General features: G+C 38.6%; 22 protein-coding genes. 2 read left to right on the forward strand and 20 right to left on the reverse strand.

The features are described from left to right. Nucleotides 1-2: 2 nt before the first annotated feature. The 15 genes from lpdA to ACQ4QH_RS05690 all read right to left on the reverse strand — a co-directional run bounded on the left by lpdA (nt 3) and on the right by ACQ4QH_RS05690 (nt 14015). Nucleotides 3-1409: a dihydrolipoyl dehydrogenase gene (gene lpdA / locus ACQ4QH_RS05620; protein ID WP_439818097.1), complete on the reverse strand. Its 1407-nt coding sequence runs from the start codon at nt 1407-1409 to the stop codon at nt 3-5. Between the two features lie 3 nt (nt 1410-1412). Next, nucleotides 1413-2720, reverse strand: coding sequence for a 2-oxo acid dehydrogenase subunit E2 (locus ACQ4QH_RS05625; protein WP_439818098.1), 1308 nt, complete (start codon nt 2718-2720; stop codon nt 1413-1415). After that, complete coding sequence (locus ACQ4QH_RS05630) at nt 2713-3693, reverse strand: alpha-ketoacid dehydrogenase subunit beta (protein WP_002827039.1); 981 nt, start codon at nt 3691-3693, stop codon at nt 2713-2715. Before ACQ4QH_RS05630 ends, ACQ4QH_RS05625 begins: the two co-directional genes overlap by 8 nt. A 2-nt stretch (nt 3694-3695) precedes the next feature. Next, nucleotides 3696-4832 (reverse strand): thiamine pyrophosphate-dependent dehydrogenase E1 component subunit alpha, encoded by a 1137-nt coding sequence (locus tag ACQ4QH_RS05635; protein WP_439818099.1) that lies wholly within the window; start codon nt 4830-4832, stop codon nt 3696-3698. 16 nt (nt 4833-4848) lie between these two features. Continuing rightward, the gene (locus tag ACQ4QH_RS05640; RefSeq protein WP_002827036.1) at nt 4849-5847 is read right to left on the reverse strand and encodes a lipoate--protein ligase; all 999 of its coding nucleotides are present in this window, start codon (nt 5845-5847) and stop codon (nt 4849-4851) included. A 269-nt stretch (nt 5848-6116) separates the two neighbouring features. Beyond that, nucleotides 6117-7175: a SepM family pheromone-processing serine protease gene (locus ACQ4QH_RS05645; protein WP_439818100.1), complete on the reverse strand. Its 1059-nt coding sequence runs from the start codon at nt 7173-7175 to the stop codon at nt 6117-6119. Between the two features lies 1 nt (nt 7176). Next, nucleotides 7177-7653, reverse strand: coding sequence for a pantetheine-phosphate adenylyltransferase (gene coaD / locus ACQ4QH_RS05650; protein WP_439818101.1), 477 nt, complete (start codon nt 7651-7653; stop codon nt 7177-7179). A 3-nt stretch (nt 7654-7656) separates the two neighbouring features. Further along, complete coding sequence (gene rsmD, locus ACQ4QH_RS05655; RefSeq protein ID WP_439818102.1) at nt 7657-8211, reverse strand: 16S rRNA (guanine(966)-N(2))-methyltransferase RsmD; 555 nt, start codon at nt 8209-8211, stop codon at nt 7657-7659. After that, entirely contained in the window at nt 8211-8522 is a 312-nt protein-coding gene (locus tag ACQ4QH_RS05660; protein WP_439818103.1) for a YlbG family protein, read from the reverse strand. The genes rsmD and ACQ4QH_RS05660 overlap by 1 nt, the downstream gene beginning before the upstream one ends. Then, nucleotides 8523-9734 (reverse strand): FtsW/RodA/SpoVE family cell cycle protein, encoded by a 1212-nt coding sequence (locus tag ACQ4QH_RS05665; protein ID WP_439818104.1) that lies wholly within the window; start codon nt 9732-9734, stop codon nt 8523-8525. Nucleotides 9735-9895: 161 nt separating this feature from the next. Beyond that, complete coding sequence (gene typA, locus ACQ4QH_RS05670) at nt 9896-11740, reverse strand: translational GTPase TypA (protein WP_439818105.1); 1845 nt, start codon at nt 11738-11740, stop codon at nt 9896-9898. A gap of 75 nt (nt 11741-11815) precedes the next feature. Further along, nucleotides 11816-12601, reverse strand: coding sequence for an inositol monophosphatase family protein (locus tag ACQ4QH_RS05675; protein WP_439818106.1), 786 nt, complete (start codon nt 12599-12601; stop codon nt 11816-11818). Nucleotides 12602-12606: 5 nt separating this feature from the next. Next, complete coding sequence (locus ACQ4QH_RS05680) at nt 12607-12936, reverse strand: UPF0223 family protein (protein WP_439818107.1); 330 nt, start codon at nt 12934-12936, stop codon at nt 12607-12609. After that, entirely contained in the window at nt 12900-13487 is a 588-nt protein-coding gene (gene def, locus ACQ4QH_RS05685; RefSeq protein WP_439818108.1) for a peptide deformylase, read from the reverse strand. The genes ACQ4QH_RS05680 and def overlap by 37 nt, the downstream gene beginning before the upstream one ends. Before the next feature lie 45 nt (nt 13488-13532). After that, nucleotides 13533-14015 carry a hypothetical protein gene (locus ACQ4QH_RS05690; protein WP_439818109.1) on the reverse strand — a complete coding sequence of 161 codons (483 nt, stop codon included), beginning with the start codon at nt 14013-14015 and terminating at the stop codon, nt 13533-13535. A 257-nt stretch (nt 14016-14272) separates the two neighbouring features. Here ACQ4QH_RS05690 and ACQ4QH_RS05695 point away from each other — a divergent pair, with 257 nt between their 5' ends. Then, nucleotides 14273-14485 (forward strand): DNA-directed RNA polymerase subunit epsilon, encoded by a 213-nt coding sequence (locus ACQ4QH_RS05695; RefSeq protein ID WP_002827023.1) that lies wholly within the window; start codon nt 14273-14275, stop codon nt 14483-14485. A gap of 3 nt (nt 14486-14488) precedes the next feature. Further along, nucleotides 14489-16168: a ribonuclease J1 gene (gene rnjA, locus ACQ4QH_RS05700; RefSeq protein ID WP_439818110.1), complete on the forward strand. Its 1680-nt coding sequence runs from the start codon at nt 14489-14491 to the stop codon at nt 16166-16168. A gap of 63 nt (nt 16169-16231) precedes the next feature. On the opposite strand, the gene ACQ4QH_RS05705 is transcribed toward rnjA, so the two are convergent. From ACQ4QH_RS05705 to ACQ4QH_RS05725, 5 genes are all read right to left on the reverse strand, one after another. After that, nucleotides 16232-17173, reverse strand: a complete 942-nt coding sequence (locus tag ACQ4QH_RS05705; protein ID WP_439818111.1) for a diacylglycerol/lipid kinase family protein — start codon at nt 17171-17173, stop codon at nt 16232-16234. Between the two features lie 74 nt (nt 17174-17247). Next, nucleotides 17248-17778 (reverse strand): peptide-methionine (S)-S-oxide reductase MsrA, encoded by a 531-nt coding sequence (gene msrA / locus ACQ4QH_RS05710; protein WP_439819511.1) that lies wholly within the window; start codon nt 17776-17778, stop codon nt 17248-17250. A gap of 12 nt (nt 17779-17790) precedes the next feature. Continuing rightward, nucleotides 17791-18636: a MetQ/NlpA family ABC transporter substrate-binding protein gene (locus tag ACQ4QH_RS05715; RefSeq protein WP_439818112.1), complete on the reverse strand. Its 846-nt coding sequence runs from the start codon at nt 18634-18636 to the stop codon at nt 17791-17793. Between the two features lie 429 nt (nt 18637-19065). After that, nucleotides 19066-19236, reverse strand: coding sequence for a hypothetical protein (locus tag ACQ4QH_RS05720; protein ID WP_439818113.1), 171 nt, complete (start codon nt 19234-19236; stop codon nt 19066-19068). A gap of 16 nt (nt 19237-19252) precedes the next feature. Further along, complete coding sequence (locus ACQ4QH_RS05725) at nt 19253-20980, reverse strand: ABC transporter permease/substrate binding protein (RefSeq protein ID WP_439818114.1); 1728 nt, start codon at nt 20978-20980, stop codon at nt 19253-19255.

Consider the following 20980-nt stretch of genomic DNA (forward strand, 5'->3'; position numbering starts at 1 on the left):
TATTATACATGAATACCTAAACCATCCGCTACTTCGGCAGCATCCATAATAGCCTCGCCCAAAGTTGGGTGTGGATGGATAGTTAACGAAATATCTTCAGAGGTCAATCCATTTTCAATTGCCAATGAAAGCTCAGAAATCAAATCAGACGCTGATGGTCCGACAATTTGTGCGCCTAACATCGCATTGCTATCTTTATCAGTAATCAAACGGATAAAGCCAACACCTGCGTCCATGGCAAGGGCTCGACCATTACCAGCAAATGGGAACTTACTAATCTTAGCATTCAATCCCTTTTCCTTAACTGAATCTGGGGTCTCACCAGTTGTTGCCAATTCATACTGTGTATAAGCAACTGCTGGTAATGAATAATGAAGATCATGAGCATTGCTTGCCCCACTGATAGCGGCTGTAGCAACTTTACCTTCGAAACTAGCCTTGTGTGCCAAAGCAGGGCCGGCAACAATATCACCAATAGCATAAATATGTGACACACTTGTCTTCATTTGGTTATCAACTTCGATTAGACCGTGATCACCAACTTTAACATCCGTATTATTTAAGCCTAACGTATCAGAGTTAGCTCGACGACCAACTGAAACTAGCAAGTAATCACCAGTAACCGTTTGTTCCTTACCGTCAACTTCATAAGTTAAAGTAACATCTTTGTCAGTTTGTGTTGCACCCTTAGCCATAGCTGAAGTAATAATCTCACCACCGTGTTTCTTAAAATCGTTCAAAACAGGCTTTGTCATCTCTTTATCAAAGCCATTCAGTGTATGATCCAAGCCTTCAACGATAGTTACTTTCGCACCTAAGTTAGAATATGCCCCACCAAGTTCGGAACCAATCACACCACCACCAACAATGATTAGATGTTCTGGCACTTCTGGCAAGCTTAATACGCCAGTTGAATCAACAATACGACCACCAAACTTTAAGCTTGGAATTTCCACTGGTCGTGATCCAGCCGCAATGATAGCATTTTCAAAACGCAATAACTGATGACCATCTTCTTGTACAACATTCAAAGTTTCATTATCGTTAAATGTCGCCTCACCTTTGATAATCTGCACATGGTGCTTCTTCAACAACATGGCAACACCACCGGTCAATTGATCAACAACCTTATGTTGCTTCCAATCTTGTGCTTTTGCCCAATCTAACTGACCAGTCATTGATAATCCAAATGGGTTTTCTTCTTGACTATCACGATAATGATGACCAACATTGATTAATGCCTTTGATGGAATACATCCAATGTTTAAACAAACTCCACCAATATTGTCACGTTCAATCAAGGTAACATCTTGCCCTAGTTCAGCAGCACGAATTGCTGCCACATATCCACCAGGTCCTGAACCAATGATAACTGTACCAACATCAGTTGCTTCTGCTCCAACAACCATTTTCTATACCTCCATCAACATATAGCTAGGATCTGCCAATAATTGCTTCAAGTAATTCATTGACTGTTGTCCCAACATACCATCAATCAAACGGTGGTCATAACTTAGTGATAGCTTCATGTTTTGTCCAACAGCTAGTTCACCATTCTCATCAACAATTGGTTCTTTCAAAATTGAACCCAAACCTAAGATAGCTGATTCCTTACCATTGATAATTGGTGTGAACCACGTACCACGTGCTGAACCCAAATTAGAAATGGTAATTGTTGCTCCTTGCATTTGAGCAGGCTTAATTGTACCTTCACGAACTGCACTTGCTAAATCAGCGATTTCAGTGGCAATTGTCATAATTGACTTACTTTCAGCATGTGCGATAACTGGCACGTATAATCCTGAAGGTGCATTAACGGCAACACCAACATTAACTGTATCATGATAGATGACTTCATTAGTATCCATATCGATTGATGCATTAATTTCAGGGAATTTCTTACCAACAGCGGCCAGAGCCTTAACTGCATATGCCAAATAAGTTAATTTAACACCCTGTTCTTTAGCAGATTCCTTGAAGCTTGAACGGTGTGCAACAAGCTTTGAAACTTCAACACTGTCAAAGTTCGTAACCGTAGGAATTGTCGAATTCTGAACAGACATTGCCTTAGCAATTGCCTTACGAACACCGGACATTGGTTGACGTCCTGACTTAGTATCAGCTACTTCAATCTTCTTCTCTGGTGCTGGTGCACTTGCTTCAGGAGCAACAGGTGCTGCTTGAGGTTCAGGTGTAGGCGCTGTCGGTGCAGCTGGAGCACCAGTAAATCCAGTGACATCAGCCATCGTAATATGACCATGACGTCCTGAAGCGGGTACTTGTGACAAGTCAATATTCTTCTCAAATGCATAATGACGAACTGATGGCATTGCTAAGATTTGACCGTTTGTCGCAACAACATTTCCAGCTGGTGCAGTTGGAGCCTCAGGGGCTTCTGGAGCTGCCGGTGTTGCTGGTTCTTCAGCGGGCTTCTCTTCTTCCTTTGGTGCGGGTGCAGCTTCACCAGCTGCAGAACCACTACCATCACCATCAAATTCAATCAATGGATCACCAACAGCAACTGTTGTGTCAGGATCGACAAATAACTTTGTAACAGTTCCCGCATAAGGTGAAAGAATTTCTTGAACCAACTTATCATTTTGTACTTCAGCAACGGAATCATCAACTTTAACTGTATCACCAACCTTAACTAACCAGTTTGTGATATCACCTTCGGCCATTCCTTCACCGATATCAGGCATCTTAAAAATTTCAGTCATAGTTTACAACCTCCTTGGCCTTAGCAACAACGTCATCAGCCTTCATCATCCAGTCATTTTCTGCTTGAGCGAATGGGTAAACTGTATCAGGTGCAGCTACACGACCAATTGGTGCTTTCAAACTCAAGATAAAGCGTTCTGAAATTTCAGCCATCACTGTAGCTGCAACTCCAGCCATACGTTGTGCTTCTTGTACAACAACAACACGACCTGTCTTCTTAACTGACTCACCAATAGTCTCAATATCGATTGGTGAAACCGTACGAAGATCAACAACTTCTGCCTCAATACCTTCTTTAGCCAATTCATCAGCAGCCTTTAATGATACAGGAACAGCACCACCATATGAAACGATGGTTAAATCAGAACCTTCACGCGCAATCGCTGCTTTATCCAATGGTGTTGTATAATAACCATCAGCAACTTCACCCTTCATTGAACGATACAAGTGCAAGTTCTCTAAGAAAACAACGGGATCATCAGACTCGATTGAGCTTAATAGCAATCCCTTAGCATCAGCTGGGTTGGCTGGCATGACAACACGAAGTCCAGGTACCTGAGCAACGATACCTTCCAAGTTATCAGCGTGCATTTCTGGTGTCTTGGTACCACCACCATATGGTGAGCGAACCACGATTGGCATATTACGTGTGCCATTGAAACGGAAACGAGCACGTGACATTTGACCAGCGATTGAGTCCATGACCTCAAATAAGAATCCAAAGAATTGAATTTCCATAATTGGACGATAACCGGTTGTTGCTAACCCAATAGCTAAACCACCAATTCCAGACTCTGCCAATGGTGTATTGAATACACGTTCATCACTATACTTTGCTTGCAAACCATCAGTTGCACGGAACACACCACCGTTTTCTCCAACATCTTCACCAAAAATTAGGGTGTTCTCGTCTTTCTCTAAAGCTAAATCTAAAGCATCCTGAATTGCTGCAATATATGTTTTCTTAGCCATAATTACTTCCCCTCGCTCTCGAAGTGCTCAATTTGTTCCTTCATCGCTTGTCCTGGAACTTCCAACGTGTTCTTTAAGAAATCAGAAATCTTTTGCTTTTCAATGTTATCAGCAATCTTGATTTGATCGTCAATATAACTATCTACTTCAGCAATGTAATCGTCTTCTTTCTTATCGTCCCAGATACCCTTTTCACTCATAAACTTACGCATACGAATCAACGGCTCTTTCTTCCACCATTCGGCGATATCTTCCTTTGTACGATAACGAAGTGGATCATCACCAGCTGTTGAGTGTGGCTCCAAACGATTAGTCAACGTTTCAATCAATACAGGACCATTTCCGGCAGCAGCCCATGCACGAGCTTCTTTAGATGCTAAGTACATTGCCAATGGATCCATTCCATCAACAACTAGACTAGGAATACCTGATCCCCATCCCTTAGCTGCCAAATGAGGTGCGGCTGTTTGCAAAGCACGTGGTGTTGAAATAGCATAACCATTGTTTTGTACGAAGAAGACAGCGTTTGCCTTGTAAGCTGAAGCAAAGTTAACACCTTCATAGAAGTCTCCTTGCGACGTTCCACCATCACCTGTATAAGCATAGGCAACAGCATCTTGCTTACGCTTCTTCAAACCTAGAGCAACACCAGCTGCCTCAACATATTGAGCACCAATGATAATTTGTGGCATCCAAGAGTTCACTGGCTCACCATCTTCAGTAGTAAACTCATTACCCTTTGCGTGACCACGTGACCAAAGGATAGCCTTCCAAACTGGCCATCCCTTATCAACGATTTCAGGAATATCACGATATCCTGGGAATAGCCAATCTTCCTTACCAAAAGCATATGCTGAAGCCATTTGTGAAGCTTCTTGACCAGCAGTTGGTGCGAAGAAACCAAAACGTCCTTGCTTAGCTAACTTTGTTGAACGAATATCAAGCTGACGGCTAAACAACATCTTCTTCATAATTGCAACTAAATCTTCATCTGTTAATTCAGAACGCTTGTAAGCTGCTTTGTCCAATAATTTTCCGTCATTGTCCAACAACTTCAATGTTGGGAAAAAATCATCTTGCGCTTGCAATTGTCCATCAAAATCTAAAACCTTCTTGTTTGCATCTGCGATACTTGCCATTGCATGTAGCCCCTTTCTACTTATCACTGTCTCCAGTAAACAATACCGCTAACTCATCGTTGGTAATGCCACCAAAATATTGGCCATCTGAATTAGATTCCAAGACTTTGAGGATTGCCTCAGGTGAGAATACCTGACCAATGAACTTATCTTTAATTTCGCGCCAATCACGAACACCTAAGAAATCCCCTGTAAAATCAATATCTTGAATTTTACCTTCCTTAACATTCGCCTTAACATCAATACTACCGCCATCATATTTAGCATGATTCATGAAATCAAACTCAGGACTCTTACCATAATTCCATTCCCAAGTTGAGAACCGTTCATCACGCCAACGTTTAATGTCGGCAATTTGATCATCGGTCAGTACCAACTCACTATCTTTTCCCTCATTGGTTAGATAGTAACGTAAAGCTTCCATAAAGCCTTCTAAAGTTTGGCCTTCAGGTGCATAGTTCTTAATATTACCCACTCGCGCACGAACAGATTTTGCTGCTTTTGAAATGAATTTTTCATCAGCAACATTTAAAGAACGAACCATTGCTTCAACATCGGTGTCCCACATCAACGTACCGTGATGCATTAGGTAGCCACCGACGTAACGTTGTGCATTACCTGAGACTTTCTTTCCATCAACTTCTAAGTCATTTCGACCAGTAATTTTGGCATCAATGCCAATTGCGTGTAGTGCGTCATACATTGGTTCAACAAATTGCTTAAAATTGACCTGACTACTACTCTCAACTGGCACAAAGAAAGTAAAACAAATATTCCCCAAATCGTGGTAAACTGCGCCACCACCTGACATTCGGCGAACAACTTGTACACCTTCTTTATCCACATACTCTTGATTGATTTCTCCAAAAGTATTTTGATTTTGTCCTACAATAACAGCTTTCTTATTCTGCCATAAAGTAAATACTGGTTCTTTTGGCTTAAGGTTGTATAACAACCAGCTATCCATAGCAATATTCTGGTAGGCATCTGTGCCTAAATAATTAATGTACCTCACTACATATATTCCCCCTCTAAGAAAGCGCTTACATCTTTCTACAAGTTTTATTATAGCACTATTTATGTACCATACAAAATAGGAATTCCAAATTCCAAATAGTTCTATATTTTATATATAAGGTATTTTTATTTATATTATTAACAAACAATAAATATTTTTTTGAAATAAAAAAAGCCACTATTAACACATACAGATGTGTTAGAATAGCGACATTTTTTTACCTATTTTTGTATTTAATGTGTACCATATATGCAACTACTTTTATTTTAGGAATTACGTAAGTATGTTACAGCATCTGAAAAAGTTTTAACAGGAACTATTTTCATATTCGGTGCGTATTTTTTGGCAGTTTTAACCGCCTCTTGGTAGTTCGTTTTACCGTCTGATTCATATTTTAAGTTTTGCTTAGTTGGTTTAATATATGGTGCGAAGAATATTTTTGCACCAGCTTCATGAGCAACAATAACCTTCTTGTCGATGCCACCAATTTCGCCTACACGACCGTCCTTATCAATAGTACCCGTTCCGGCTACTTTACGACCATTAGCCAAGTTTTCTGAAGACAAACTATCATACATTTCCAACGCAAACATCAATCCACCAGATGGACCACTAATTCCTCCCATGTTAGCCGTAATTTTACGAGGTGAAGTCACATCAACAGAATCTGTCAAAGCAATACCAATTCCTGGGAGTTTCTTTGTACCAGTTAAAGCAACTGATTTTCCAGTAGCAGTTTTTGATTTGTTATTCTGTTTATAAGTAATTGTCATTGATGTGCCAACTTTATGTGATCGAATATATTTTTGAAAACCTTTTGCAGAACTAAACTGCTTGTTATCAACAGCGGTCACTGTATCACCAACGTGCAGTTTCTTTTTGAAAGTTGAATTTTCCTGGATAGACATTACATAAATACCATTGAATGTCCGCTGATAAGGAACATTTGCTGCCTTGTATGCAACAGCTTTTGCCTCATTTACGGCAGAATCCATGTATATTTTGTTGATAGCTTGGCTATCTGATTCACTTGATCCGCCATTGGCCTCACGACTTGTCATTAAGGTTGTTGTTGGGTTCAACGCTGCAATAATTGCACCCAGTCCATTAACTCTAGACAAATAAACGGCAGTAATCATGTATTGTCCATCAACTTTTGGCTTTTTGCCATCTACTTTGATATATGATTTCAAATTATCAGCCTCTCCAGGCGTTTCCGCATAGAGTGGTAAAGGACTAATTAATCCGATTAAAACTAAAACAAGACCAACTAGCCCAACTATTTTTAACCGCTTATGTTTTTTATTTACTTCTTTTATTTCCATATTATTTACCTAACTTTTCATATAAAGCTTCTTCTATAATGTTAGGCACATATTTTGAAATATCCGTACCGGTACTAGCTACCTCTTTTAGTAACGAGCTTGATAGAAATTGATGATCAGGTTTAGCTAAAAGGAAGACCGTCTCAACATCACCTAACTCATGGTTCATCTGTGCAATATCTCGCTCATATAGATAGTCTTTTTCATTTCTCAAGCCACGGATTAGTAAATCCGCGTTGATTTGTTTCATAAATTCAACAGTTAATCCTGACATTTCAAGAACTGTTACATTTGGTAGTTGTTGTGTTACCTTTTCGATCATGGCAATTTTTTCGGTAGGTTTGAAAAGATACTGTTTGCTCAAATTAGTACCAACACCAATAACAATCTCATCAAAAAGATTTGCAGCACGCTGTACAACATCTAAATGCCCATTTGTAAATGGATCAAAACTACCTGGAAACAATGCTTTTACCATATTTTACCTCCCGGTGTAACGATATAAAGTAATAACAGTAATACCGTAATCCTTTTGCTTAATTAACTCAAATCCAGGTACAGTTTCTGGCAAATCAGCAAACTGGTCAGTTTCAGCTACTACTAAAGCCTGAGGTGCAACAAGATTTGCAACAACCAGTGCTTCCAGATCCTTAATAATTGTTTGTTTAGCGTATGGTGGATCAAAATACAAGATATCAAATGGCAAACTGCCTTGTAAGCGATGAATAGCAGCTTCAGCTGTACTTTTTATAACATGAAATTTTTCTGGCTGCTTTGTGACCGCAATGTTTTCTTTAATGGTTTTGATTGCAGCATATTGTCGATCAACCAAGACTGCTTCGTTAATACCTCTCGAAACACCTTCAATACTCAATCCACCCGAACCAGCATATAAATCCAAAGACCTACCACCATCAAAATAAGGGCCAATCATGCTAAATAATGCCTCTTTTACTTTATCTGTTGTTGGCCTAGTTGCATTACCCGGAACAGCTTTTAACGGCCGTCCTCCAAAATCACCACTTATTATTCGCATCACAATTCCTCTTCATCAACAGGTTCATCCGATAATTCGTCAGGATCAATCATTAATTCAAATGACTCACCATCACCACCGACAGTTGTATCAACTTCTGACCAATGTGATAAACTAACCGAGGAAACAAAACCCAATCTCTCAATTAATTTTGATTTTGTTTCAATATCTTGCTCATCCATATAAATCACAGCATATTTCATTTTCTCAGATATATAGTTAACAACACCAAAACGACGCAATTGACGAGCTTGTCGAACATTTTTTAAATAGACAATCACACTGCACCTTGGCTTTACAACAAATGTCATTTAATCTACCTCTTCCAATTCCGTTTCGTATTTTATTTGGCCAATAATGTTTAGTGCAACACCAAACGTTATTCCCCAAGAGAGCAAAGAAGAACCACCATAAGAAACCATTGGGAATGTAACCCCAGTAATGGGTAAGATACCAACCACGCCACCTAAGTTAATTAGAATTTGAACCACAACATACGTTGCAATACCATAAAGTACTAATCTTTGTTGCATACGATGGGCGCGGATACCCATAATTATTAATCGACAAATGATAACCGCAAAAACGATTAAGACAATACAGATTGTTATAGCTCCGAGTTCTTCACCAACAATAGCCATAATAAAATCAGTATTAGGCTCTGGTAAATAGCCAGTTTTTTGGATACTATTACCCAAACCACGGCCAAACAAACCACCATTACTAATGGCATAATAGGAATTAATTAGTTGATGTCCAGAATCACCAGCTACCCATGGGTTAACATAGGCTTCAAATCTAGCAATTTGATACTGAAAAAAAGGTAATTTCTCAAGCAATGGTAATGAAAATGGAATAGCAATATAAATTGCTAGTACGCCGGCCATTAGCACTAAAAGACTGCGCATTCTAACGCCAGCCATCATTAAAATAATTAGAAAAATTAGCAGTAAAATGACAATTCCACCAAAATCTGGCATCAAAAAAACCATTGTCATTCCCAGAAAGGGGATAAACAAATCCTGCATTTTAATCTTGGGAAACCAGCCGTTTTTGTCTGGCTTCTTTCTGGAGAAGCGGTGAGCAATATACAAAATCATACTAATTTTAAAATACTCAACAGGCTGTATTCCAAAAGAACCGATATATATCCAACCCTTTGCCCCTGAAGTAACTTGTCCAAACAGTAAAGCATAAGCTAAACTTATCAATAAAATAACATTGATTCCTAAAATCGTCCTGATAACAAATTTTGACTGCCAATTTATTTTTAGTGTAAAAATAAAGAGCATTATTATTAAACTCATGAAACCAAATACAGCTTGTTTAATTAGAAAGCTACTGGCAGATCCGATGGCCATGTTAGTACTCGACGTATAAACCATTGCATCACCAAAAATCATTATTGCGATAATTGGAATTAGCAACCATAAATCTAAATAACGAAACTTATTTTTTATTCGTCCCATTAAGCTCAGATGTCTTTTCTCATCACTATGCTGACGAGTCATTTTTGCTTCCATATCAATGAGCTCCTTTTATAAATAGCTTTTTCTATTTTATCACATCTGATAGCGCCCAACCTTTATTCTTCAAATAGATAATTCATTTCTATCAAAAAATTCATGAAAAAGCGGTTGCTTCCTATCACTAGGTAACAACCGCTTTATTAATATTATTTTAATTAACCTTGTTGTGACATCTTACGACGCTTTGCAGCCTTTTCACGTTCGTTGGTAACCAAAATTTGCTTACGAATACGAACATTTTCTGGCGTTACCTCAGCGTACTCATCATCATCCAAGAATTCCAATGATTCTTCAAGAGTCATATCACGCGGCGTCTTGATTGAAGCCGTTTGATCCTTATTAGATGAACGAACGTTAGTTTGATTCTTAGCCTTAGTAACATTAACAGAGATATCGTTGTCACGGCTGTTCATACCAACAACCATACCTTCATAAATATCATCACCTGGGTGAATAAACATCGTTCCACGATCTTCTACACCCATGATTGCATATGTTGTTGCCTGTCCTTGGTTGATTGAAACCAGCGTTCCATTACGACGACCAGGGTTCCAGTTTTTAACAACTGGTGCATATGTTTCAAATGTGTGGTTGTAAATACCGTATCCACGAGTCAATGACATGAATTCAGTTGAATATCCAATCAAACCACGTGAAGGAACAAGGAATTCCATACGAGTAGTTCCTGTACCAGTTGGCTCCATGTTACGCATTTCACCCTTACGTTGGTTCAATGAGTCAATAACTGCACCAGAATATTCATCAGGTGTATCAACTTGAACTGCTTCAAATGGTTCTGATTGAACACCATCAACATCTTTGATAATAACTTGTGGACGTGATACTTGAAGCTCAAAGCCTTCACGACGCAAAGTTTCGATCAAAATTGAAAGGTGTAACTCACCACGTCCTGAAACCAACCATGCACCAGCTTCATCAGTGTCTTCAACACGCAATGAAACGTCAGTGTGCAATTCACGGTTCAAACGATCTTCAATTTGACGGGCTGTAACAAACTTACCTTCTCTTCCGGCAAATGGTGAATCATTTGTACGGAAAGTCATTTGCAATGTTGGCTCGTCAATGTGAAGTAATGGCAAAGCTTCAGGGTGAGCAGGATCAACAACAGTTTCACCAACAGAAATCTCATCCATTCCTGAAATAGCAATCAAATCACCAGCTTGCGCCTCATCAATTTCAATACGATCTAGACCGATGTAACCAAACAACTTAGTAACACGGAAGTTTTGGACTGATCCATCAGCCTTCATAACAGCAACTGAATCACCAACTTTGATCGTTCCGTTAAATACACGACCAATACCAATACGACCAACGAAGTCGTTATAGTCCAAAAGTGACACTTGGAACTGTAATGGTTGATCTGAAGTATCCTGAGGAGCAGGAATTGTCTTGAAGACCGTTTCAAAGATTGGTGCCATTGTGTGTTCTTGCGTTTCAACATCTGGATCATATGAAGATGTTCCATTCATTGCTGAAGCATAAACAACAGGGAAGTCCAATTGTTCCTCATCAGCACCAAGTTCGATAAACAAGTCCAAGACTTCGTCAACAACTTCTGATGGGCGAGCACCCGGACGATCCACCTTGTTCACAACCACAATTGGTGTCAAGTTTTGTTCGAAAGCTTTCTTCAAAACAAAACGAGTTTGTGGCATTGTTCCTTCAAAGGCATCAACTACAAGCAAAACTCCATCAACCATACCCATAATACGCTCAACTTCGCCACCGAAATCCGCGTGTCCTGGCGTATCCATGATGTTAATCTGCTTATCTCCAACCTTGACAGCCGTATTTTTTGACAAGATTGTGATACCACGTTCCTTTTCAAGATCGTTTGTGTCCATCGCACGGTCGCTTAATTCTGTACGCAAATCTAGCGTATCAGACTGCTTTAGTAATTCATTAACCAACGTTGTCTTTCCGTGATCGACGTGAGCAATAATTGCAATATTGCGGATATTTTCGCGTTTTGCCAAAATCCTATTCTCCTTGACGCATACGTCACTTTTTTCTGTAATCGGTGTAACAATCGAAAAACAAACCTAACATATCTAAGTCCATTCCTTTTGAATTAACTTGATATCATCAAATGTTTTCTCTGTTGCCACAAGTACTGAACCTGATACTAACATATTCAAAGGGTGTTCGTCAATCGTTCCAACCTTCAAACCCAAAGATTTTGCAAGTGCAACACCAGCTGCAAAGTCCCACGGACGCATACGACTAAGATATGCAACCGCTTTCCCCGTCAATACGTGTAAATATGAAATTCCTGCTGAACCATATACACGATAACCAATAGCTGATTTTGCAAGTTCTGTAAATCCCTTCTCTTCATATAAAAGACGCGCACCTGATAAAATAATCAATCCATCTTTTAATGCAGTATCTGCTGGTGCGTGAAGCGGTTCACCATTATGGAAGACACCAAAATCAGGTCCACCGTGAACCACATCGTGTTTGGTAATGTCCATGATCCATGCCATCACTGGTTCACCATCTTCATAAACAGCGATCATTGTTGCAAACTCATCTTGTTGCTTTACAAAGTTCATCGTGCCATCGATTGGATCAACATACCAAATACGACCTTCTGTTGACTTCACAGCATCCCCAAAACCTTCTTCACCTAAAATTTGTGCTTCAGGATCAAATGTCCGTATATGCTGTACATAGTACTGTTCAACTTCTCGATCAACATTGGTTACTAAATCACGATGACTTGATTTGGTCTCGATTTGCATTCTTTGTTGAACTCGTTTCATGACAAGATGACTAATATCATCTAGCCACCCCAGTACCGTTTCATCCATCTTTTGTAATTGTGTCTGATCCATAAACGCTAGTCCTCCATTTTGAGACGATGACTAGTTATCTGATGAGCTAATTTTATAGTTTTATAAATACTATAGCCCGAGGTTCTTTCAAATTCACGTCCAATTTGTTTTTCTTCACTTTTACTAGGAACAACTAACTTAAATGCATGATAAGCATTTAGAAGTTTATCCCGTTCAACCCCAACTTCATAAGCATTGGCCACCGCTGAATACAGATTACTTGCCATAATAATGTCCTCTTTATTCCAGCCAGGTAGAATTGGATAGGTAAAATTTTTATCCGAATTTGACATATTCATCACCCTAAGTAACGCGTATTTTCTGTCTCCGCCCATGGTTCAGTTTTATTAATATGATCATAATATAACGTACCATGTAAATGATCGATTTCATGTTGAAAGACAATTGCTGGGTACCCTTCCAATCGTAATTCTTGTTTATCACCATTTTCATCTTGGAATTTTACAGTGATTCGATATGAACGTGCCACATACCCGGGCAAATCATTATCAACTGATAGACAACCTTCACCCATTGATAAGGCACCTTTTTTGACAGATTGACGAGTAATCACCGGATTATAAATTGTCCCTTTGAAGAAGTAATCACTTTCTGCTGTTTTTTTATCTTGTAATTCTTCCACGTCATCTGATGGAATTAAGATTGACGTAAACTGTTGTGAAATACCTACTTGTGGCGCTGCCAAGCCGACACCTGGGCGTAATCCATATTTTTCATTTTCTTTTTCATCCTGGCTGACCACAAGATACTCCATCATATTTTTTGAAGCTTCTTTCACTTCATCAGACAAAGGAAATTCAACCTTAGCAGCACGCTCACGCAAAACCTTATCACCATCACGTACAATTTCATTCATCAAATACATCTTCAGAATCTCCTATTTTTTAAGTTAATTTTAGTATACCAAATTCTAAACGGGTTGATTTAATTTCCTTAAATCTCTTATATACGCAGCAGTCTCCTGATTAACAATATGCGCAATATCAATATGTAATTCTGAAACACGTGCATCATACCAAACATCTGTTACCAATAAGGCCATGTCTGTCTCAGATGCACTCTTTAAATTATTTTTTTCTGCATACTCTTTCAATGCATTATTAACAGCCTGTCTCACAACAATGACTTCCTGCATATCAGATACCGGTAACACAAATTCAAAAGCCATCACTTCATGCCCCCAAATATTTGCAACCAAGGTAGAAGAAATATGCCGTTCAGGAATTAAGTATAGGGCATCACCCAAATCACCTAATGCATATGTTAAACCTTTGTTCACTACTTGTTGAGACGCAATAATTTGTCGTTCAGTTAATCGGCGACCATATCGGCGATAAATTGTTACTGCGATAATAATACTTATTATAACTACCAGTATCCATAGAATCCACATTATAGGCTCCTCTCGAAAAATTATATATTATTAATCATTACTATATTTAGTGTACCTGAATTCAAAGTAAAAAACGATTTATTAAGTATCTGTAACTGACTATATTAAACAAACTAAGTTAAAACGTACGGATTAAGTACTTTGTATATAATTTTGTAAATAGGAAACTTTGCCTTAGTAGCAGACAATGCCTTTTTCTGCTAAACTAGCTTTATACGAATAATCGGAATAAAAAAATAAGGAGATACTTTATTACTATGATTTTTAAAGTTTACTATCAACCAAATAATTTTCAAAGTCCTGAGCGTGAAAACACACATTCTTTATATTTAGATGCGCAAGATTTACCAGCTGCTCGTTTGGCTGTTGAATCAAACACTGACTATAATGTCGAGCATATCGAACAATTATCAGAAAAGGCCCTTGCTTACGAGCAACAAGGTCCTGACTTTAAGTTGACGGAGTTTTAATATATGACAACTGATTTAACTATTCGGCCCGATGAAACAGCGGTTTATGCTTTGGGTGGACTAGGTGAAATTGGGAAAAACACTTATGGCATTGAATATGGCGATGAAATTATCGTTGTTGATGCTGGTGTCAAGTTTCCAGAGGATGATCTCCTAGGAATTGACTATGTTATTCCTGATTATACCTATCTAAAAGAAAACAAAGATAAAATCAAAGCGCTTGTTATCACTCATGGGCACGAAGATCATATTGGCGCCATTCATTTCTTTTTGAATGCTGTCAATGTACCTGTATATGCTGGACCACTAGCAATTGCTCTTATCAAAAACAAATTAGACGAGCACGGTCTTTTAAATAGTACAGAACTTCATGAGATAAATGAAGATACTGTCCTAAAATTTGACAAAATGAGTGTTGAATTTTTCCGCACGACTCACTCAATTCCTGATACATTTGGTGTAGCTGTTCATACACCTTCTGGAACCATTGTTGAAACGGGTGATTTTAAATTCGACCTGACACCAACAACAAAACAGCCGCCTAATTTACAGAAAATGGCTCGGATTGGTTCGGAAGGTGTCCTATTATTAATGTCTGACTCTACCAACGCCGAACGTCCAGAATTCTCAAAATCTGAACGCTGGGTTGGGAAAACCATCGACAAGTTGTTTAATGAAATTGATGGGCGCATTATTTTTGCAACTTTTGCATCCAACATGTCAAGAATCCAAATGGCAACAAAAACAGCTATTGAACACGGTCGTAAAATTGCTATTTTTGGTCGTTCAATGGAAAGTGCTGTAACCAATGGCTTAGCTCTTGGTTATCTGGATATTCCTGAGGACATGTTAGTAGATGCCCATGAAATCAATCGTTTACCACCAGAAGAAGTACTCATTATGTCTACTGGTTCACAAGGTGAGCCCATGGCTGCCCTAGCACGTATCGCTAACGGTACGCATCGACAGATTTCTATTCAACCAAATGACACCGTCATCTTTTCTAGTTCTCCAATTCCTGGTAACACACAATCTGTTAACCGCGTTATCAACGAACTAGAAGAAGCCGGCGCGCGTGTTATTCATGGCAAAATTAATAACATTCACGCTTCTGGTCACGGTGGTCAAGAAGAGCAAAAGTTAATGCTTTCACTCATGAAGCCAAAATTCTTTATGCCCATCCATGGTGAGTACAGAATGTTAAAAGTTCATGAAGGACTTGGTCATGATATCGGTGTCCCTGAAGAAAATACTTTTGTCTTAGACAATGGTGATGTTCTTGCGGTCTCACCAAACGAAGCTAGAGTTGCTGGACATATTCCAGCACAAGATACTTACGTCGATGGTAATGGTATCGGTGATGTTGGTACAGCTGTGTTGCGTGACCGACAGATGTTATCTGAAGATGGCTTAGTTGTTGTTGTTGCAACAATTGATTTAAAGAATAAAGAAATCACTGCCGGACCGGATATCTTATCACGTGGATTCATCTATATGCGAGAATCTGAAGACCTAATAAACGAGGGTCGTAAGGTTATATTCCATGCAATCCTATCTGCAATGCATGAGCCAACTGCTAACGAACATCTTATCCGAAATGCCGTTGTCTCACAATTACAGCGATTCCTCTTTGAACAAACGAAGCGTCGACCATTAATCTTGCCGATGTTTATCATGATTTAACAAATAAAATAAGGCCTCGCCTAACATTGACAGTTACAGTCAAAAGTTAGGCGGGGCCTTATTTTATATATAAAACGGATATTTCTTAGATGTCAAACACAAAATATTTTTTCTAGCAGGAACAACTTCACCATCCAGATGACTATACTCATCTTTACCGGGCTGTAGCCCAATCTGTGAAGATTTAAAATGATGAACCTCAGAATATTGATAATGATTCCCTCGTAGTAAGGCACCAATCAACCAAATTAGACGTCCCAAACTTTTAGGTCGATCAACTAAAATAATATCAAACAAACCATCCACTGAACTCGCATCGGGCAGTATCTTAATTCCCCCACCAAAATATGGTTGATTAGATACCGTTATCAAAAAAGCTTTGTCCGTATGAAGGTTTTTCTGCTGATCTTTTAGAGTGAATACAACATCAAAAGCATCTTGCTTAGTGAGGCTTTGAAAAATCGCTAAAAAATAACTCAAGCCACCTAAATGATATTTATTCAACCAACGCTTAATTTTTGATTGGTTTGCAAAAGCCACTGTTGTCGCATCTATCCCAATACCAATGTTATTTACAAAATAACGGACCATGCCAGTGGACTCATTGATGTACTCACCCACATCTAATAAAGTCACGTCTTGATTATTTATTTGCTGATGAATCCGTTTAAATGCTGTAATCGGATCACCTGACAAATGATGACTCCTAGCAAAATCATTACCTGAACCTGCTGAAATATATGCAAGCGGCCTTTGTAATCCTTGTGCCTTATCTTTCATTAAGCCATTAATGGCTTCATGCAGTGTACCATCCCCACCAATAATCACTAACTGTGATTGATCTTGATTCAACAGTCTCATTTGTTCTTCAATAGCCCCTGATGTTTTAGAAAAAAATACATCATAAGCGATTGACTGTTCATTTAAATAAATTTGCAAACTTCGCCATTTCTTTTCTGCAATGCCGTTACCAGCAATTGGGTTAACAAAAAAACGATATGCCATGTTGATAGCTACTCCTTCGTAAAATCGTTAACTACTAGTATAACGAATTCCACAAAGTTTGCCTATTAAGTCAATTATTTCTTGTGAGTACCCCAAAATTTTGCCTTGTACGCATCACGTTCCTGTTTCTCATCGGCATAAATATCTGCATGCTTCTTATAAAACTGTTGATGTTCATCCTCAGCATCCCAAAAAATATCAGCTTTTTCAATTTGTGTCACAATTGCATCATCGCCAAATATACCAGATGCTGCCAATGATGCTTTGGACTTATTAGCAATCTCCTCTTGTTCATCAGAATTTACAAAAATTACTGGTCGATAATTATCACCACGATCTTGAAACTGCCCCATAGCATCTGTGGGATCAGCTGTTTGCCAATATAGTTCAACAAGATCTTGGTACGTAACAACACTATTATCAAACCAAATTTTTACTGCTTCAGTATGTCCAGTTTCATGAGCTTTCACTTGTTCATACGTTGGATTTTCTAAAAAGCCACCAGTATATCCCGAACGAACCTTTAAAATACCTGGTAACGTTTCAAAAGGTTCAACCATACACCAAAAACATCCACCTGCAAAAATTGCTGTCTCTTCTGCCATCATCTTTTCTCCTTATTTTAACTTAATATCCCAAGCTGCTTTCTCAGCTGAACCATATAGATCCTTCATGTGACCTTTTGTTTTGTCTGTTTGATAAGCCTTAACGACTTCACGATATATTTTTTTGTGCTGACTATCCTTGCGTGACACAATTATGTTGATATAACCCTTATTTGCCTTATTAATTGGCTCTGTATAGAGAGCTTTGTTAATATCAAGCTTTGCATCAAGAGCATAATTTGTATTAACCACCCCAGCATCAACACTCTTCAACGCTGATGCTGTTTGTTCAGAATTAACTTCCTTAATCTTAAAGTGCTTTTTATTGGTTGTAATATCTGCAACACCGGGTATTTTTTTAGAATGATCGTATTTTATTAATTTTGCTGCTTCTAGTACATCTAATGCTCTTTTTTCGTTGGAACCATCATTTGGAACCACAATTGTTGCATTTTTTGGTAAATCAGCCAACGTCTTATATTTTTCAGAATAAATTCGTATCGGTGTAACATAGGTTTTGCCAATTGACACCAATTTATTGCCTAAATGTTTATTTTGTTCATTGAAATAATTAATTGTTTGCATCGCATTTAGATCAATTGACTTATCGACTAGAGCCTGGTTTGGTTTTACATAATCAGTAAATACCTTTAGCTTTACATTAATATGATAATTTTTTGCTGCATCTTTTTTTACATATTCCCAAAGTTGTCTGTCAGAATCGCCCACAAGGCCAACCGTTACTGTCTTCTCTTGACTATTTGCAGAAACTGATTGACTAGCCGTGTTTATCATCAAAATAGAAACGCCTAGTGCGCCAACTATTGCTGATACAGTACGTACTTTCCCAATATACATATCTTCCTCCATAAAAAAAGTCGTTTCCAGGATATACCTAGAAACGACAAATCGTGTTACCATTCTAATTTTTTCTAATGATTGCTCAATAAAAACTCCAAACGTGCAAGCAGGGTGCGATATGATGCAATGCCTATACGTGTGTCTAATAACGAAGACCAACCCGTGTCTTACTCATGGACTTGCCATTTATAAAACCCAATCACAGGCCATTTTCCATTATCTCCCTCAGACTGCATTTCAGCCAATTGCAGCTCTCTAAACATCGGACGATGATGTACTTTCCTGATCAATTTGTTTCAAAAATATTTTGTGTACGTCAAATATATTAGACGATTCTAATTTTTTAGTCAACAGTTTTATAAAAACAAATGCAAATTTCAAATAAAAAAACCACGATGACTTTTAATCATCATGGTTACAACCTCATTAATTGTTTCGCCACTGCCTTACTAACATGACTGCACCAGTAATTGAACCTAGTGTCATTATGATTTGGGCAAATAGTGACTTATCTGCCATAATCGTCATACTAACAACAAGTGCTAGTACAAGGACCATAAAATAAATACAGGCATCTTCAATCTGTTCGGTTAACATATAATATATTTCTCCCTTACTTGAACCAAGAATCAACCTTTGATTGATTATTCTTAATCCAAGTGTTTGCGGCTTGCTTTGGTGATTTACCATTTTGAATATCAAGCATGACCTTACCCATATCTTCCTTAGTCCACTTAAACTTCTTTAAGACCTTGTATGCGTCCGGCTTATCTTGCTTCAAATCTTTACGAGTCATTGTGTTAATAGACTCGGCACCACCAAATGATTTCTTTGGATCCTTTAGATACTTCAAATCGTACTTTTGGAACATCCAATGTGGTTCCCAACCAGTAACAACGATATCTTGCTTTGCCTTAATGGCTTTACCTAAGGCAACTGCCATTGCACCTGATGATGATGGTGTAACTTGCCATCCTTGACTATTTAGACCGTAATCTTTAATAGCCTTTTCAGCGTTCTTAGTAACACCTGCACCTGGCTCAATAGCTGTTACCTTCTTACCGGCTTCATTCTTCAAATCAGCAATTGAATCAACCTTCATGTACTTAGGTACAACTAATCCAGTTGTAGCACCCTTCAAGTTAGGTCCAAGAAGGTCAATATCGTTCTTATACTTCTTATATTGTGCCTTATGCGTATTTGGCAACCAAGCTGATACAGAGGCATCTGCTTGTCCATTCGCAATCGACTGCCACATAATTGAGTTATCTAGTGGTGTTAAATCGACTTGGTATCCATGCTGACGCATTGCTTGCGCCAAGACATTACTTGATGCAACTTCTGAATCCCATTGCACATAAACCAATTTAACTGACTCTTTATGTGAACTTGCAGAAGTTAATGAGGTCACGACACCACCACCAATCATAGCGACTGCAACTGCAAGAGCAGTCCAACCTTTCCAATGGTGCTTTGACGGTGTTGACTTGTCTGCTGGTGTTCGATTAAGTTTTTGTGTAAATCGATCAATAATAATTGCCAATACAACTAGTGAGAATCCATTAACAAACCCTTTACCAATGTCAGCATTTTGTACGGCTGATAGAACACCACGTCCCAATCCTGGTGCACCAATCATAGATGCAATAACCACCATTGAAAGAGCTAACATCAATGTTTGATTAATTCCAGAAAAAATGGTTCCTTGAGCCAGCGGCAATTCAACCTTAAACAACTTTTGTTTTCCAGTTGATCCAAAAGAATCCGCTGCCTCAACCAAGTCGGTCGGTACCTGACGAATACCAAGATTTGACATACGAACTGTTGGTGGTAATGCGAAAATAACAGACGCAAACACACCTGGAACAACACCAATACCAAAGAATGCAACTGCTGGAATCAAATAAACAAAGGCAGGCATTGTTTGCATAAAGTCTAGGATTGGCTGCACGATTTTATTAACCGTTTCATTTTTAGCCATCCAAATTCCAAGTGGCACCCCAATGATCACTGATATCAAACTAGAAATAATGACCAAGGTAAACGTGCTCATCAAATCAGACCACAAGCCCTGATTCTCAACAATAATTAACCCAATAAACGTGAAAAATGGGATCCCCCACTTTTTACCAAACATTAGGATTGCAAAGATGGTCATTCCTATAATAAATAACCAAACTGGAATTGCTGATAACGCACCAGTCATCGTATCCATGACGGCGTTACCACCTTTTTGAATCGCATCAAAAAGGCCACTCAAATGTGCCGTTAACCAATCAATTCCTGAATCAACCCAAGGACCTAAAGGTATTTTAGGAAATAAATTTGCTAAAACAAACAT

Source organism: Weissella paramesenteroides (assembly GCF_051903945.1).
Lineage (GTDB): Bacteria > Bacillota > Bacilli > Lactobacillales > Lactobacillaceae > Weissella > Weissella paramesenteroides_A.